Origin of the sequence: Paenibacillus sp. NFR01 (genome assembly GCF_900111565.1) — a bacterium.
In the GTDB taxonomy this organism is placed as follows: domain Bacteria; phylum Bacillota; class Bacilli; order Paenibacillales; family Paenibacillaceae; genus Paenibacillus_AQ.
Genome location: NZ_FOIK01000001.1, coordinates 586,788 through 599,307, shown reverse-complemented (window position 1 = coordinate 599,307; position 12,520 = coordinate 586,788). Strand labels below are relative to the sequence as shown.

General features: G+C 54.6%; 11 protein-coding genes. 2 read left to right on the top strand and 9 right to left on the bottom strand.

All coding sequences use genetic code 11. The features are described from left to right. Positions 1-126: 126 nt before the first annotated feature. Both BMW84_RS02600 and BMW84_RS02595 read right to left on the bottom strand, forming a co-directional pair. Complete coding sequence (locus tag BMW84_RS02600; RefSeq protein ID WP_091064123.1) at positions 127-654, bottom strand: GNAT family N-acetyltransferase; 528 nt, start codon at positions 652-654, stop codon at positions 127-129. 89 nt (positions 655-743) lie between these two features. Then, positions 744-1,670: a ketopantoate reductase family protein gene (locus BMW84_RS02595; RefSeq protein WP_091064120.1), complete on the bottom strand. Its 927-nt coding sequence runs from the start codon at positions 1,668-1,670 to the stop codon at positions 744-746. A 157-nt stretch (positions 1,671-1,827) separates the two neighbouring features. Here BMW84_RS02595 and BMW84_RS02590 point away from each other — a divergent pair, with 157 nt between their 5' ends. Beyond that, the gene (locus BMW84_RS02590; RefSeq protein WP_091064119.1) at positions 1,828-2,448 is read left to right on the top strand and encodes a TetR/AcrR family transcriptional regulator; all 621 of its coding nucleotides are present in this window, start codon (positions 1,828-1,830) and stop codon (positions 2,446-2,448) included. On the opposite strand, the gene BMW84_RS02585 is transcribed toward BMW84_RS02590, so the two are convergent. Both BMW84_RS02585 and BMW84_RS02580 read right to left on the bottom strand, forming a co-directional pair. Then, a complete protein-coding gene (locus tag BMW84_RS02585; protein WP_175498650.1) occupies positions 2,405-3,163 on the bottom strand; it encodes a glycoside hydrolase family 43 protein in 759 nt (252 codons plus the stop codon). The genes BMW84_RS02590 and BMW84_RS02585 overlap by 44 nt on opposite strands. Further along, the gene (locus BMW84_RS02580; RefSeq protein WP_091064118.1) at positions 3,133-4,644 is read right to left on the bottom strand and encodes an arabinosylfuranosidase ArfA; all 1,512 of its coding nucleotides are present in this window, start codon (positions 4,642-4,644) and stop codon (positions 3,133-3,135) included. The genes BMW84_RS02585 and BMW84_RS02580 overlap by 31 nt, the downstream gene beginning before the upstream one ends. A gap of 151 nt (positions 4,645-4,795) precedes the next feature. Here BMW84_RS02580 and BMW84_RS02575 point away from each other — a divergent pair, with 151 nt between their 5' ends. After that, the gene (locus tag BMW84_RS02575) at positions 4,796-5,698 is read left to right on the top strand and encodes an ArsR/SmtB family transcription factor (protein ID WP_091064117.1); all 903 of its coding nucleotides are present in this window, start codon (positions 4,796-4,798) and stop codon (positions 5,696-5,698) included. Between the two features lie 92 nt (positions 5,699-5,790). On the opposite strand, the gene BMW84_RS02570 is transcribed toward BMW84_RS02575, so the two are convergent. The 5 genes from BMW84_RS02570 to BMW84_RS02550 form a co-directional block, all read right to left on the bottom strand. Then, complete coding sequence (locus BMW84_RS02570; protein ID WP_254772843.1) at positions 5,791-6,270, bottom strand: nucleoside deaminase; 480 nt, start codon at positions 6,268-6,270, stop codon at positions 5,791-5,793. A 56-nt stretch (positions 6,271-6,326) separates the two neighbouring features. Next, positions 6,327-7,925 (bottom strand): response regulator, encoded by a 1,599-nt coding sequence (locus BMW84_RS02565; RefSeq protein ID WP_175498649.1) that lies wholly within the window; start codon positions 7,923-7,925, stop codon positions 6,327-6,329. Positions 7,926-7,927: 2 nt separating this feature from the next. Then, positions 7,928-9,718 (bottom strand): cache domain-containing sensor histidine kinase, encoded by a 1,791-nt coding sequence (locus BMW84_RS02560; protein WP_254772842.1) that lies wholly within the window; start codon positions 9,716-9,718, stop codon positions 7,928-7,930. A gap of 137 nt (positions 9,719-9,855) precedes the next feature. Beyond that, entirely contained in the window at positions 9,856-11,559 is a 1,704-nt protein-coding gene (locus tag BMW84_RS02555; RefSeq protein WP_254772841.1) for a type 2 periplasmic-binding domain-containing protein, read from the bottom strand. A gap of 67 nt (positions 11,560-11,626) precedes the next feature. Further along, the gene (locus BMW84_RS02550) at positions 11,627-12,520 is read right to left on the bottom strand and encodes a carbohydrate ABC transporter permease (protein ID WP_091064112.1); all 894 of its coding nucleotides are present in this window, start codon (positions 12,518-12,520) and stop codon (positions 11,627-11,629) included.

Below are 12,520 nucleotides of genomic sequence, written 5' to 3'. Positions count from 1 at the left end.
ACCCTTGAAATCGGCGTTTTCGGCTAAATTAGAGGGGGGAAATCCCACGATTCGCTCTATAGACGTATCACGTTTGCTCAAAATTTGCTCCGGGGCGACTCTGACTCTTCCCCTCTTAATCCCCTTCTACAGCCGTTTCACCATATGAATGTCCAGCGGCTCTTTCGCAAACAGCTCCGCATCCACGCTATCGGTCATATCCGATCCGCAGCTCATATAGAACTTCACCGCAGACTCCGTTTCGGTCGCTGATATGTACAGAGACTTGGCGCCTTTGGCGACGGCTTCGCGGCTTAAAGCCTCCAGGATCCGGCGGCCGATGCCTTGCCTGCGGTAATTTCGCGACACGTACATCAGGTCCAGCTGAAGCTGGTCGTTGTCCGCCCCTCTGAACTTGTGGGCCAGCACGCCGAACCCGACCAACGTTTCCCCGTCGTAAGCACCGTAAGCCGCCCCTCCGTTCCGCAGTTCATCTTCGTACCGCGCGATCATTTCGGCGTAATCGCCGTCGCTCCAGTTAGGACACTCATGACCGGCTGCGATTTCTTTCAGGATGCCGTCTTGGCATTTGTAATATCTGCCGATAAATTCGGAGCGGTCGATCTGGCGGATCTGCTGAGCATCCCCGATTGTCATCGAACTGAATGTAATCATACGTCCTCCCGTGATCTGTAGAATAGTAAAATCATAACAAAAAGCGACCCTGTCATCCAGATGGACAAGGCCGCTGCGGTACTGCTTATTTATTTCGTTGCTTGCTTTACCAAAGCGTCGAAATTCGGCGTCGCGGTGTCCGGCCCGTTTTTTTTCAGCGCATAAAATCCTTGGACCAGCCCTTCGATTTCGAGTGCTGAACCTTCAATTTTCGCAGCCAATGGAGAATAATGATACAGTTTATAAAAGACCCGGTTTAACCGCTTATGTTTCTTGACCCAATCGGCCGGTTTGGCCGGAATCACTTCCACGCCAAGCGCCTTCAACACATCAAATCCCTCATCCATTGCATCCACCACCTGCTTCAGCAGTTCATTGTCTCTGGCTACCGATTTCAAATGATTGTTTTTGATCACTGCCGCCAAATTGAGCGGAATAATCGAAATCATATGGCTTTTCAGCCAGGCGTCGATGTTGCGTTCGTATTTGATTTTGTATTTGCTGTTTTTGAACATTTGCTCCAGGACCCGCTTGAAAGGAATTTCGCCGCCTCCCAAAACCCCAACCACCATCGCCCCGGCGTTAAACCGGATGGCCGTTATCCGATTGTCCCCGCGGCTGCCGCCGCTGATCTGAAAGGCGAAAGCGACATTTTTGTGCTTCACGCTATGCGCTTCCAGATAAGCTTGCATCTCCGATGCGGTGGCATTGTTCCCTACCAGAATGATATTTTCGCTGCAATTCTGAGCCAGCGCCGGCAGCACCTGCGGAAAGTCCGTATATTTCATCGTAACGAAAATGACGTCATAACGGTCCTCCCGCTCCAGATCGATAATCACCTTCACCGGGTCTACCGTTGTCTTGAACTGCAAATAATGGCGGATGACCAGACCGCTGTCCCGCAGTTCTTCCGCCCGCCGTCCCCGCGCCAGAACCGTAACGTCCTGGTTGGCTCTTACCAGCACATGTGCCAGCAAGCTGCCTTGAATGCCCGCTCCATAGACAAGTACCTTCATTAAAATAGCCTCCTGTGATATGAACAATTGTTGATTACTGAACATTTGTTTGCTACCATCAAGGTATCAGACGCCGGCAGGATGTTCAATCGTCAGATCCGCAGCGTTGTTCATTAATCAACAATCCGGCCAAATTGTCCAGGAAGGAGCGGAGTTTATGGATCGAAGAAAACAAAAATCACAGGATATTATTATGAAGGCCTTTCTAGAGCTGCTGAAGGAGAAGGATCTGGCCAAAATCTCCATGAATGAAATCGCCGAACGGGCCAACGTGAACCGGGGGACGATTTATCTGAACTTTGTCGACAAATATGATCTGCTGGAGAAATGCATCGCCGTGAATCTGGCGGATCTGATCCGCGATTGCAAAGGCACCACCGCTAGCGCCGGCGCATTTACCAAAGAATCGCTGGAGCAAACGTTCCGTTATCTGGAGGCGAACATCGCGTTCCTGCGCGACTTAATCGCCAATGTAGGATTTTTGTCCATTCGTAAATGTATACTGGATGAGATTCAGTCCTCGTTGCGTCCATATATTATAGAAGAAACGGCTAAAAACAATGTACGGGCAGAAGTTGCGGTTCAATTTTTCGCCTCGGCGCTTACCGGCGTCCTCGAATGGTGGCTGACCAGCGACACGCCCTGCACCGCTGAGGAAATAGCCGATGAACTCTGGATACTGCTGCAAAGCGACCGTTTGGGCAAACTGCTGCACCCGAAGGCTCTAACTTCAACTATGAGTAAAAGCTGCGAATCCGCTCGTATTCCTCGGCCGTAATCGCCATAATCGTGCCATGCTTGAACCCGTATGGAAAGCTGAAACTGGCATCCGACCGGATAAATCGCCCGCTGGCGAGCGAGTCGGCTACAAAAGGCACATATCCTTGACCAGCGCCTTCGACCTCGTAGAAATCAAGCATCAGGAACCACCGTCCGTCTTGCAGCCGGAACGCGGTCGGCGCTTCATAGACGCCCTGCTCCAGAACAATCGCCGCCGGATTCGCTTCGCTTTTCGTAAAACGATAATATCGCCCATCCTCTTCGTAAATCGCGGAATCGATAATTCCGCTGTCTGCCTTCCGGCACAGCAGTTCAGGCGCCGTAAAAGTTACAAAGTCCCGCGTTCTGGAATAATAGATTGCTTTATCTCCGTATTGATTCGAGCGGTGGGAGGAAGACCAATGCACGACATAGTCGTCATGTGCCGCATCGTAAATGATATCCGGAGCCCACACACAACCAAAATCCGCGTCGCCCAGCCGGATCAGCCGCTCCTCCGACCAGTGGACCAGATCCTCCGACTCCCAGCAGACCAGATAAGGACTGCCGCTTGTCGTGATCTCCCCCCAGCTTCCGTGATATTTGGCTTCAAAAGAATTCGCCAGGCTGAGGTCTGTCGCCAGAATGACAAACTTGCCGTTTTTCGTGCGGATAATCGTATGATCCCTGACCCCTTGCTCGCCTACCCAACCCTTACCCGAATTACATTCCACGACGCTTTCGCCAGCGATATTTCCAGCCGGCCGCCGCCCGTTGCCGTACCGGTGACCGCTTGTTGACGCGGCTCTACCCGATGCGGATGCTCTTTGGTGTTACAGGCTTTGAGATCCTCATGGGCGAGAACGATATGCTCCAGCACTTCAATGCTGCCAAAACTGCGCAAGTCGGCATGCAGCTCCAGGCTTTCCGACAGATGGCGGTTGACGGCAAACACGGTGACTTCTCCCGCTTCTTCATTGTGTACGGCAACCGCTTCCAGGTACGGCACGTCGGTAAAATCCTTGGAATCGTATTTCGGCGATTTCAGCATCGGGTGCAGCACGGTCCCCCGTCCGTACAGCGATGCATGAAGATACGGATAATAGGTCGTCTGCAGCCACATGGCCCCGCCGTTTTCCGTCGTAATCGGAGCAATGACATTGACCAGCTGCGCCAGACAAGCCACTTTCACCCGGTCCGCATGTTTGAGCAGCGTGATCAGGCAGCAGCCCACCACCAGCGCATCCTCCATAGTGTAGACATCCTCGAACTCCGGCGGCCCCACCTGCCAGCGTTTTTCGGCACGGCTCTCCCCCTGGGTTTTCCATACATTCCATTCGTCCAGGGAGAGGTACAGGCGTTTGCGGCTCTTTTGCTTGGCCTGGATGTAATCGCATATGGAAGCGACGCTGCCGATAAACTGATCCAGGTCGAGCGAGCGGGCGAGGAAATTCGGCGTGTCCTCTTCATGGTTGTTATAGTAGGTATGCAGCGACAGCAAATCGACATTCTCATAACACAAATCAAGAACCGTCGCTTCCCACTCCGCAAATGTAGGCATGCCTCTCGACGAACTGCCGCAAGCAACCAGCTCCAGGTCCGGATCCACCCAGCGCATCACTTTAGCCGTTTCATTGGCGAGTCTGCCGTATTCCACCGCCGTTTTCGCACCGATCTGCCACGGGCCGTCCATTTCATTGCCCAGGCACCATGTCCGGAACTTATGCGGCTCTTTGTAGCCATGCGCAATCCGCAGGTCGCTCCAGTAGGAGCCGCCCGGATGGTTGCAGTATTCCACCAGATTGCGCGCGGCGTCGATACCGCGGGTTCCGAGGTTGACGGCCATCATCACCTCGGCTCCCGCCAGCTTGGCCCAATCCGCGAACTCATTGGTCCCGATCTCGTTCGGCTCCGTCGTCCACCAGGCCAGCTCCAGCTTGCGCTTCCGTTCGCTCTTCGGGCCGACGCCGTCCTCCCAGTTGTAACCGGAAACGAAATTGCCGCCCGGATATCGGATCATCGGCACGTTCAGCTTGCGGATCGCTTCCAGGACATCACCGCGAAACCCGTTCTCATCGGCTGTCGCATGGCCCGGATCGTAAATTCCGCCGTATACCGCGCGACCCAGATGTTCGATAAAAGAGCCATAAATTCGCTTATCAACCTCAGCCAAACCAAAATCCTTGTCCACGATCATCGACGCTTTAACGGACATCATGTTCCCTCCAGTAGAATTAGCTATTGTATTAATCCTAATTGCATTATCTCTTAACTCGATCTTATAGATTCAGGTGTAAATTGACAATTTCAAATTTCAGGATTAATATAATCACTAATTCTAAGCATGGAAAATGGAGCGGAAATACATGTACTTAACGACGAATAAGGATTCTCTGCAGGTCTACGAGGCGCTGGCCAGCGAAGTCCGCCTGCAAATCGTAGAGCTGCTCGACGGCCGGGAAATGCACATCAAAGAGCTGGCTGCTGCGCTAGGGCTGAGCAGCGCCATTGTCAGTTCGCATGTGAGCAAGCTGCAAAAGGCCGGTCTAATCAGTTCGCGCATGCGCAGAATCGACGGCGCCACCTTTAAGTATTGCTCGCTGTCCGTGCATTTTCTGCAGATCAAGCTCTCCGGCGCGCAGGACATCGCCCGCAAAGTGGTCGAGCTGTCCCTTCCGGTCGGTTCGTATACCGACTTCTCCGCCTCGCCCACTTGCGGCATCGCGACGACCGAGCATCTGATCGGCTTCTATGATGATCCGCGTTTCTTCGCCGATCCGGAGCATGTACATGCCGGGATCTTCTGGTTCGGCAAAGGGTATGTGGAATATACCGTGCCGAATTATCTGTTCGAGGATCAAGTGATCAAGGAGATCGAAATCTCGATGGAATTGGGATCTGAGGCGCCGAATATCAATGAGAAGTGGCCCTCCGATCTTTCTTTTGCGCTCAACGGCAAGGATGTCGGCATCTGGACGAGCCCGGGGGATTTCGGCAAAACGCGGGGCCGGCTGACGCCTGCCTGGTGGCGTCCCGACGTGAATCAATACGGCATGCTGAAGGTGCTGCGGATCAACTCGCTGGGAACGTTCATGGACGGGCAGCAGATATCGCCGGTTACGCTGCAGGATATCGACTGGCACAGCAGCCAGTGGCGGCTGCGGATTACGGCGGAGCCGGCCGGGCGCAGACGGGGCGGCCTGACTGTGTTCGGACGGGGCTTTGGCAACTACGACCAGGATATTTTCGTGCGCGTATATTACGAGTAAACGCAAAAAGCAAAGTCCCGAGACAGGGTCTCAGGGACTTTGCTTTTTATTATGGGCCTATTGACCGGTTAGGCTGCAAGTTACGAGTTTCTTCAACCCTTCGCGTGGCCGGAAAAGTAACTTTTTAAAATGTCCACGCTCTCTTCCCGCAGCACGCCGGCGGTAACATCAGGCCGATGCCCCGAATGGTCGAACACAATCCGGCTGCAATTGCAGCCCTGCTCGCCAATGATCTCGCAGAGATCGATGTCGCTGGCCGCGTACACCAGTCGTCCCAGCTTCGTCCACACCATGGCGCCGCTGCACATAAAGCAGGGCTCGCAGCTGGAATACAGCGTGTACCCGCTCAGATCCGTGATTTGTGTCTCTGCGCAGAACCGCCGCAGCAATCCCGATTCCGCGTGGAACGTCGGATCGCTTAACGAATAGATTTGATTTTCGTTCGCGTATACGATCTCTCCGTCTTTCACCAATACGGCGCCAAAAGGCTCATTGCCCTTCTCTACGGCCTGCCGGGATAACCGGATGGCTTCCTTCATAAACTTCTCGTCCGGGTTCATTTCGTTGGTCATTTTAATGCTCCTTTGCTTGCATCATTTATTCTTCGCCCGAGTCAACAGCAACCTGTTCACCGGTAATACCGGTCGCGGTATTCCTGCGGCGTGCAGCCTTCGTTTTTCTTGAACTGGTAGGTGAAATAAGCGGGAGTCTGAAAACCGACGCGCTCGGATACCTCGTATACCTTGATTGTCGGGTCCTGGAGCAGCTCCTTCGCTTTTTTCATGCGCATGGCTTTGACGAAGTCGGAAATCGTCTGGCCGGTTTCTTTCTTGAACAACACGCTTAAGTGCCCCGCGCTTACATGAAACCGGTCGGCGAGCTGCTTGACCGTCAGGCTTTCCGGCATTTGCTCCTCTATGCAGGAGGCGATGCGGTTTATCAGGTGATGCTGCTGCAGGGTACGCTCCTTGCGCACCAGCATAAACGCCGACTGAATATATTCAAGCTCAACACTTTTCAGCTCCGCTACCGTTTTGCATTCCATCAGGCGGTGCAGTACGCGGCTGCTGAGATAGGTCACCGCCTCCACATCATTCCACAGCTTGCGGCTAAGCTCGCTGAGCAGGCTGATGCTGAAGGACTGAATATAGCTAAAAGAATGAGCTTTGGCTCCCATCTGTTCAAACGCCTGGCCTACCGCTTCGATCAGCCGCGCCGGTTCCTCGCTGTCTGCGAGCGCCAGCAGATTCGGCAGGAGAATCTCCCGCTCCCTCAAGTCCTCGTATGCTTTCCGTTCCATTTGGCCGACATGCACCCGTTGGCCCTGTTCGCTCCGGCGCGCCTCAGCGATCGTATATTTCAGCTCCCGGTAGAGCCTGCCGGCTTCATTCCACGCCTGACCTTCCCTCCCGATGCCGGATGTCACCGATACCTGATACGTTTGGTTCATGTACTCTTGCACAAAAGCCATCCGTTTATCAAGCTGCGCCCGTTCATCCGAGGATGGATTGATGAGCACAGCGGCAACGCCGTCCGGCTTCACTGCCGCGGTGAGGACGTACCCGAGATTCTGCAGGGATACCGCGCAGGATTGCAGTAGAGCGGCATTCAGCATCAGCTTGCTCCGGGCGTCTTTTCCCGGGATCGTTCCGTCGTCGAGGAACACCGCAGCCACCAATATGCCATGAGTGATTGCCGGAAGCTCCAGCAGATGCTCCCAGGAAGCAAGTATTTCCGCCCCCAGCGTTTCTTCTTCCAGCAAGTCGTGCACAAAAGACTCCTTCAGCAATTCCCGGCTGTCCGACACCATGGCTTGCAGCTGCCGGGTCTGTTCGTGAATCTGCCGGATGTTCTCCAGCGACTCCCGGAACGAAGCAAGCTTCCGTTCGATTTCGCTCAGCCTAAGCGGCTTCAGCACGTAGCCATGCGCCCCGACTTCGATGGCATCCTGGGCAAACTCAAATTCGTTGTAGCCGCTGATAATCAGAATTTGCAGCTCCGGCCTCGTGGCCTTGGCTGCGGCGGCGAGTTCAATGCCGCTCATGCCCGGCATCGTTATGTCCGTAATCAGGACATCGATCCGGTGACTGTGAAATATCGGCAGCGCTGCTTCGCCCGATTCCGCAGTGAGCGGAAAAGCGTAACCTAAATTCCCCCAAGGGATATGCCGGATCAGACCTTGGATATGCGAAGGCTCATCATCCACAATAAGCGCTTGCAGCATCATGTTCATCCCTCCCGGTAAAGCTCCGGCTTCTCTGTGCAGGCGGGCAGCTCGATCACGACAACGGTACCCTGCTCAAGTCCGCCGTCGATCCAAAGCTTGCCAGCCTCGCCGAAGTATAAAGCCAGTCGTTCCTTGATGTTCATCAGTCCGAAACCGTTGCCTTTGCCGGCTTTTTCGCCTCTGCGGATCAGTACCAGCGTGTCCGGATCAATGCCTGTGCCGTTGTCCTCCACCACAAAACGGATCACCGGGCCCTCCCGCCGGATCGAAATGGATATGCACGCTTCGGCAACGGTAAAGATACGCCCGTGAATATAGGCATTTTCTACGATCGGCTGCAAAATCATTTTAATCGAATACAGTTCCCATACCGACTCATCGATATCCCATGCAACCCGCACGCGGTCCGGATAACGCAGCTGCTGAATGTCCAGATACGCCCGCACATGTTCGATTTCGCTGCGGATCAGCGTGATATTGGACGTATTGTCAAGCGCCAGCCGGTAAAAGGTCGTCAGTGCTTCGATCGCCTCCACCTGAACCCGATCGCCCTGATCAAGAGCCCGCCACTGCAGCAAGCTGAGCGAATTATAAATAAAATGCGGATTGATTTGCGCCTGCAGCGCCTGAAAGGCAGATTCCTTTTCTTTTAATTTGGCGCTGCTCAGCAGTTCGATCAGGCTGCCCAGCCTGCCCGCCATCTGGTTGAACATAACCTCCAGGTCGCCGACCTCGTCCCGGCTGCGACTCTGCAGCAAGACATTGAAATCGCCTTCGGCGATATCGCTCATCCGGTTGCCCAGCTTGCGGATGCGCAGGACCACGTTCTTCAGCACGATCATGACTAGGAACATCGACATAAACAGAAAAAAGACTGTGATCGCCACAATGCTGTATACGGTGGTGGCCGACTGCTGCTCCATTTTGTGCATCTGTACCAGCGCGGCGATTTTCCAGGCGCCGTTCAGCTGCCGCACGGCGAAGTATTCGCCGTCGCCAGTAACCGTATCCGTATCACCGTTTCCGATTCCAAGCTTCGCCAGAACCGTTGCCGCGACCGGCCGGCCGATCATCGCCCGGTCGGAGGCGGCGACTACGCGGTTATGCTCATCCAGCAGAAATAAGCTGCCTTCGCCGCTGAAGGGATGATCCATCAATTCACCGAAGACGCTGTCATAATCCAGCAGCATATAAATGGCCCCGAATACATAACCGCCGGTATTCATGATTTTCCGCGAAACGATCAGCTTGGCATGCTCTCCGGTAACGTCGGACCACTGCAGTGCGAACGGCGATGCCATCACATTGTCATACCAGGTCTCCTCGTCGCCGCCAGGCAGCGGGCGGTCTCCCGGCTTCCACAACAAGCCGCCGTCTTCCAGCAGCGTCGCATTGCTGTGGTAAATCCGGAAGTTCTCGATCCCCGTCAAATAACGGCTCATGACCTGAAAAGACCGGTCAACATAGTTTACGGAAGCCAGTTGATCTTCCCAATTCTCGTACGTGCGGGACAAGCGCGAAATCAGCTCGCCGTCCGTACCCGTCCGGTTGACCAGCAGATCGTAGCTCTGTTTCCGGAAGTCGACGCTTTGCGCCGTTTGACGCACGGCTTCGTTAATGGTCAGCATGTAATTAGACCTGACATTCTGCAGCGCCAGATACCCTGCGCCAATCCCCAGAATGACCGTGGGAATAAAGACGACCAGGCCATAAAAAGCGACGATTTTCCGGCGAAGGTTCATCGTCCGGGTCATGCGCAGAATCATTCTCTCAAGCCAGCGCCGCATGTGCATTTCCCATCTTCCTCCTGAAATTCGCATGGGTTGAAACCGGAAAGGGAGCCGCCCCGCTGACGGGACTGCTCCGCTTCATGTGGTGACATCAGTTTACACGGTACCCGCCTAAACGGACAAGCCTCTGCTGGCGCGGGTTATTGGGCCGTTGCCTGATACAGTTCGGTCCACTCCTGCTTCAGTTCGCTCCAATGGCCGCGTTTTTCGAGTGCGGAAGTAAAGTCGTTCCACACCTTTTCGAATTTCGCATCGCCGTCGGCCATCAGCAGCTTGGCGCGATATTCCTTGTAAACTGCATCCAGCTCAGGAGCGTACTTCTCCCAGACGCCGCCGGATTTGGCTTTGACCATATCATAATCCTCCGCCACGCGTGTGGCGCCCATCTTGCCGATGGCCTGCGAGAATTCGCCGGTCTTCGCACCGCCGACGTGGACGTTCTCCGAGGTCCACCACGCGTACCATTTATTGCTGTAATTCGAAGTCATATACAGTTCAGGTGTGACTTGCGCTTTCTTGGCCGCATCGCCCGAGTTGCGCAGCTCCTTGTATTCCGGATCGATGAACGTCCATTTGCTGTACGGCTGATCGGTCCAATCCCAATACTTCCCGGCCGGTCCTTCATTTACGATCATGTTTTGCTCCGGCGCCGGCGTAAGCGTATAGTTGTAGAACTTCAGGATGGCGTCGAGATTTTTCGTGTTTTTGCTGATATAGGTATCATGGGCCGGATAAGGGTTGATCAACTGGGTCGTCCCCAGCTCGCTTACACCGTCCACTTTCGGGAACGGAATCGGTTCGTAGTACCAGCCGGCGCCGGTCGGGCCGTCGAGCACTTCCCAGAGGGACTGGTTAAAGTTCCAGAAGCTGCCGACGTTCATTGCAAAGCGGCCGCTTTTGTTTTTCTCGACATAACGTTCGCCCTTGTCGGTAAGCGCTTCCGGATCGATCAGCTTTTTGAGATAAAGGCTGTTCATCCATTTGTAAGCGGCTTTGAAGCCCGGATCGTCGTACATGAAGACGAAATTGTCGCCGACTTTCTTAACGGGAGTCACGCCGCCTGCGGACGCAACGGTGACGCCGAAGGTGGCCAGCACGGTGTTCTCGTCGTTTTTATCGGTCAAAATGCCGAGCGGGAGCAGCGGTTTGCCGGAGTCGTCCTTCAGAGCGGATGCTTTCTCCAGATACGTTTCGATACCGGACAGCGTTGTAAGATCGGCCTTCGTCATGCCCGTCTTTTCGAGAATGTCGGTGCGGATAAACCAGGCATTGGAAGACCAGCCCGGCCACGGATCGGTAGGGTCAAGGTCGAAGTAGGAAGGGATCGACCAGATATGGCCGTCTGCGTCCTTCATCTGATCGAGATATACCTTCGGGATCGCCGCGAGGCTCGGATATTGATCCGGCATATTGAAATACTGCTCCAGCGGCATGATCAGATTGGAGCGTTTCATCGCATCGTCGACGACCTGGCTTCTTTGGAAAATGGCCGCATCCTCGAAGCCGCCGGTATTCAGCTTAAGATTCAGCGCGGTGGCTGCATCGCCCTGCGTCGCTTCGAGCTTCACGTCGATGCCCGGCTCTTCGGAGCGCCAGTAATCTTGAACGAGGCTGTCGTTGTTGATCGTCGCCGTCCAGCCCAGCCACAGCTTGAAGCTGGACGATCCCTTCGGTTCGGCCGTTTTGGCGGTTCCGGCGGAGCCGGCCGGCGGGCTGTCCGGACCGTCGCCGCCCGTCGCAGCATTGCCGTTATTCCCGTTGCCGGAGCAGCCGGCCGTCAGGCCCAAGAGCGCCGCCAGTGTCAGCGCGACCGCGCTTTTTATCCCTTTTTGTCTAATACTCACTGAAATGTCATCCCCTTTTCATCGAGTCGATTGGTATATGAATGATTGCTTATACCCTGCGCCTGCGTCAACCCTTGACCGAACCGATCATGACGCCTTTAACAAAATACTTTTGCAGGAACGGATACACCGCCAGGATCGGCAGCGCGCTGATCATTACCGTTGCCATTTTCACAGACATCAAGGTAATGTTGTTCATCGAGCTGCGAGCCAGCGCTTCCTGGTTCTGGTTCGAGCTGAGTACCGCCGACAGATCCTGCGCGGTCAGCAGCTGCTGCAGGAACGTCTGGACCGGAATCAGGTTCTGGTCGTTGACATAGAAAGCACCGGAGAACCAGTCATTCCAATGCCCTACCGCTGTAAACAGGCCCAGCGCGGCCAGCATCGGTTTGGAGAGCGGGACAATAATCTGGAGCAAGATCCGGAACGGCCCAGCCCCATCCAGTTCGGCGCATTCGATCAATGCCTCCGGAATCCCCTGGATAAACTTCTGCATGACGAACATGTTCCAGACGGAGAACAAGCCGGGAATCACGTACACCCAGAACGTATTCGTCAAGCCAAGCTTAAACAGCTGGATATAGAAAGGGATGAGCCCGCCGTTAAATAGCATCGTAATCAAGATGTAGGTCAGGATGCCATTCCGAAGCGGCAGCTGCTTATAGGACAAGCCGTAAGCCGCCATCAGGGTCACCGCCAGACCGCCGAATGTGCCGATGACCGTACGGCCAACCGTAATCAGGTAGGCGTGGCGGATCACCTGATTGCCGAGCACGATTTCGTAGTTGATCCAGGTGAACTGGCGCGGCCAGAGGTACACTCCCCCTTTTGCGGCGTCCGCCCCGGTATTGAGCGAAATGGCCAGCATGTAGAGAAAGGGATAGAGAACGCTTATGCATAGCAGCGTCAGCAGGAGCACGATCACGCCCTGACCCGCCTTTTCCAGCGCAGTCGATTTCAT

Excerpts from the sequence above, each read along its gene's own strand:
- BMW84_RS02595 (WP_091064120.1), bottom strand. The coding sequence starts at position 1,670 with ATGAAGGTACTTGTCTATGGAGCGGGCATTCAAGGCAGCTTGCTGGCA.
- BMW84_RS02600 (WP_091064123.1), bottom strand. The coding sequence starts at position 654 with ATGATTACATTCAGTTCGATGACAATCGGGGATGCTCAGCAGATCCGC.
- BMW84_RS02570 (WP_254772843.1), bottom strand. The coding sequence starts at position 6,270 with ATGACCAACGAAATGAACCCGGACGAGAAGTTTATGAAGGAAGCCATC.
- BMW84_RS02590 (WP_091064119.1), top strand. The coding sequence starts at position 1,828 with ATGGATCGAAGAAAACAAAAATCACAGGATATTATTATGAAGGCCTTT.
- BMW84_RS02580 (WP_091064118.1), bottom strand. The coding sequence starts at position 4,644 with ATGTCCGTTAAAGCGTCGATGATCGTGGACAAGGATTTTGGTTTGGCT.
- BMW84_RS02575 (WP_091064117.1), top strand. The coding sequence starts at position 4,796 with ATGTACTTAACGACGAATAAGGATTCTCTGCAGGTCTACGAGGCGCTG.
- BMW84_RS02560 (WP_254772842.1), bottom strand. The coding sequence starts at position 9,718 with ATGCACATGCGGCGCTGGCTTGAGAGAATGATTCTGCGCATGACCCGG.
- BMW84_RS02565 (WP_175498649.1), bottom strand. The coding sequence starts at position 7,925 with ATGATGCTGCAAGCGCTTATTGTGGATGATGAGCCTTCGCATATCCAA.
- BMW84_RS02550 (WP_091064112.1), bottom strand. The coding sequence starts at position 12,520 with ATGAAATCGACTGCGCTGGAAAAGGCGGGTCAGGGCGTGATCGTGCTC.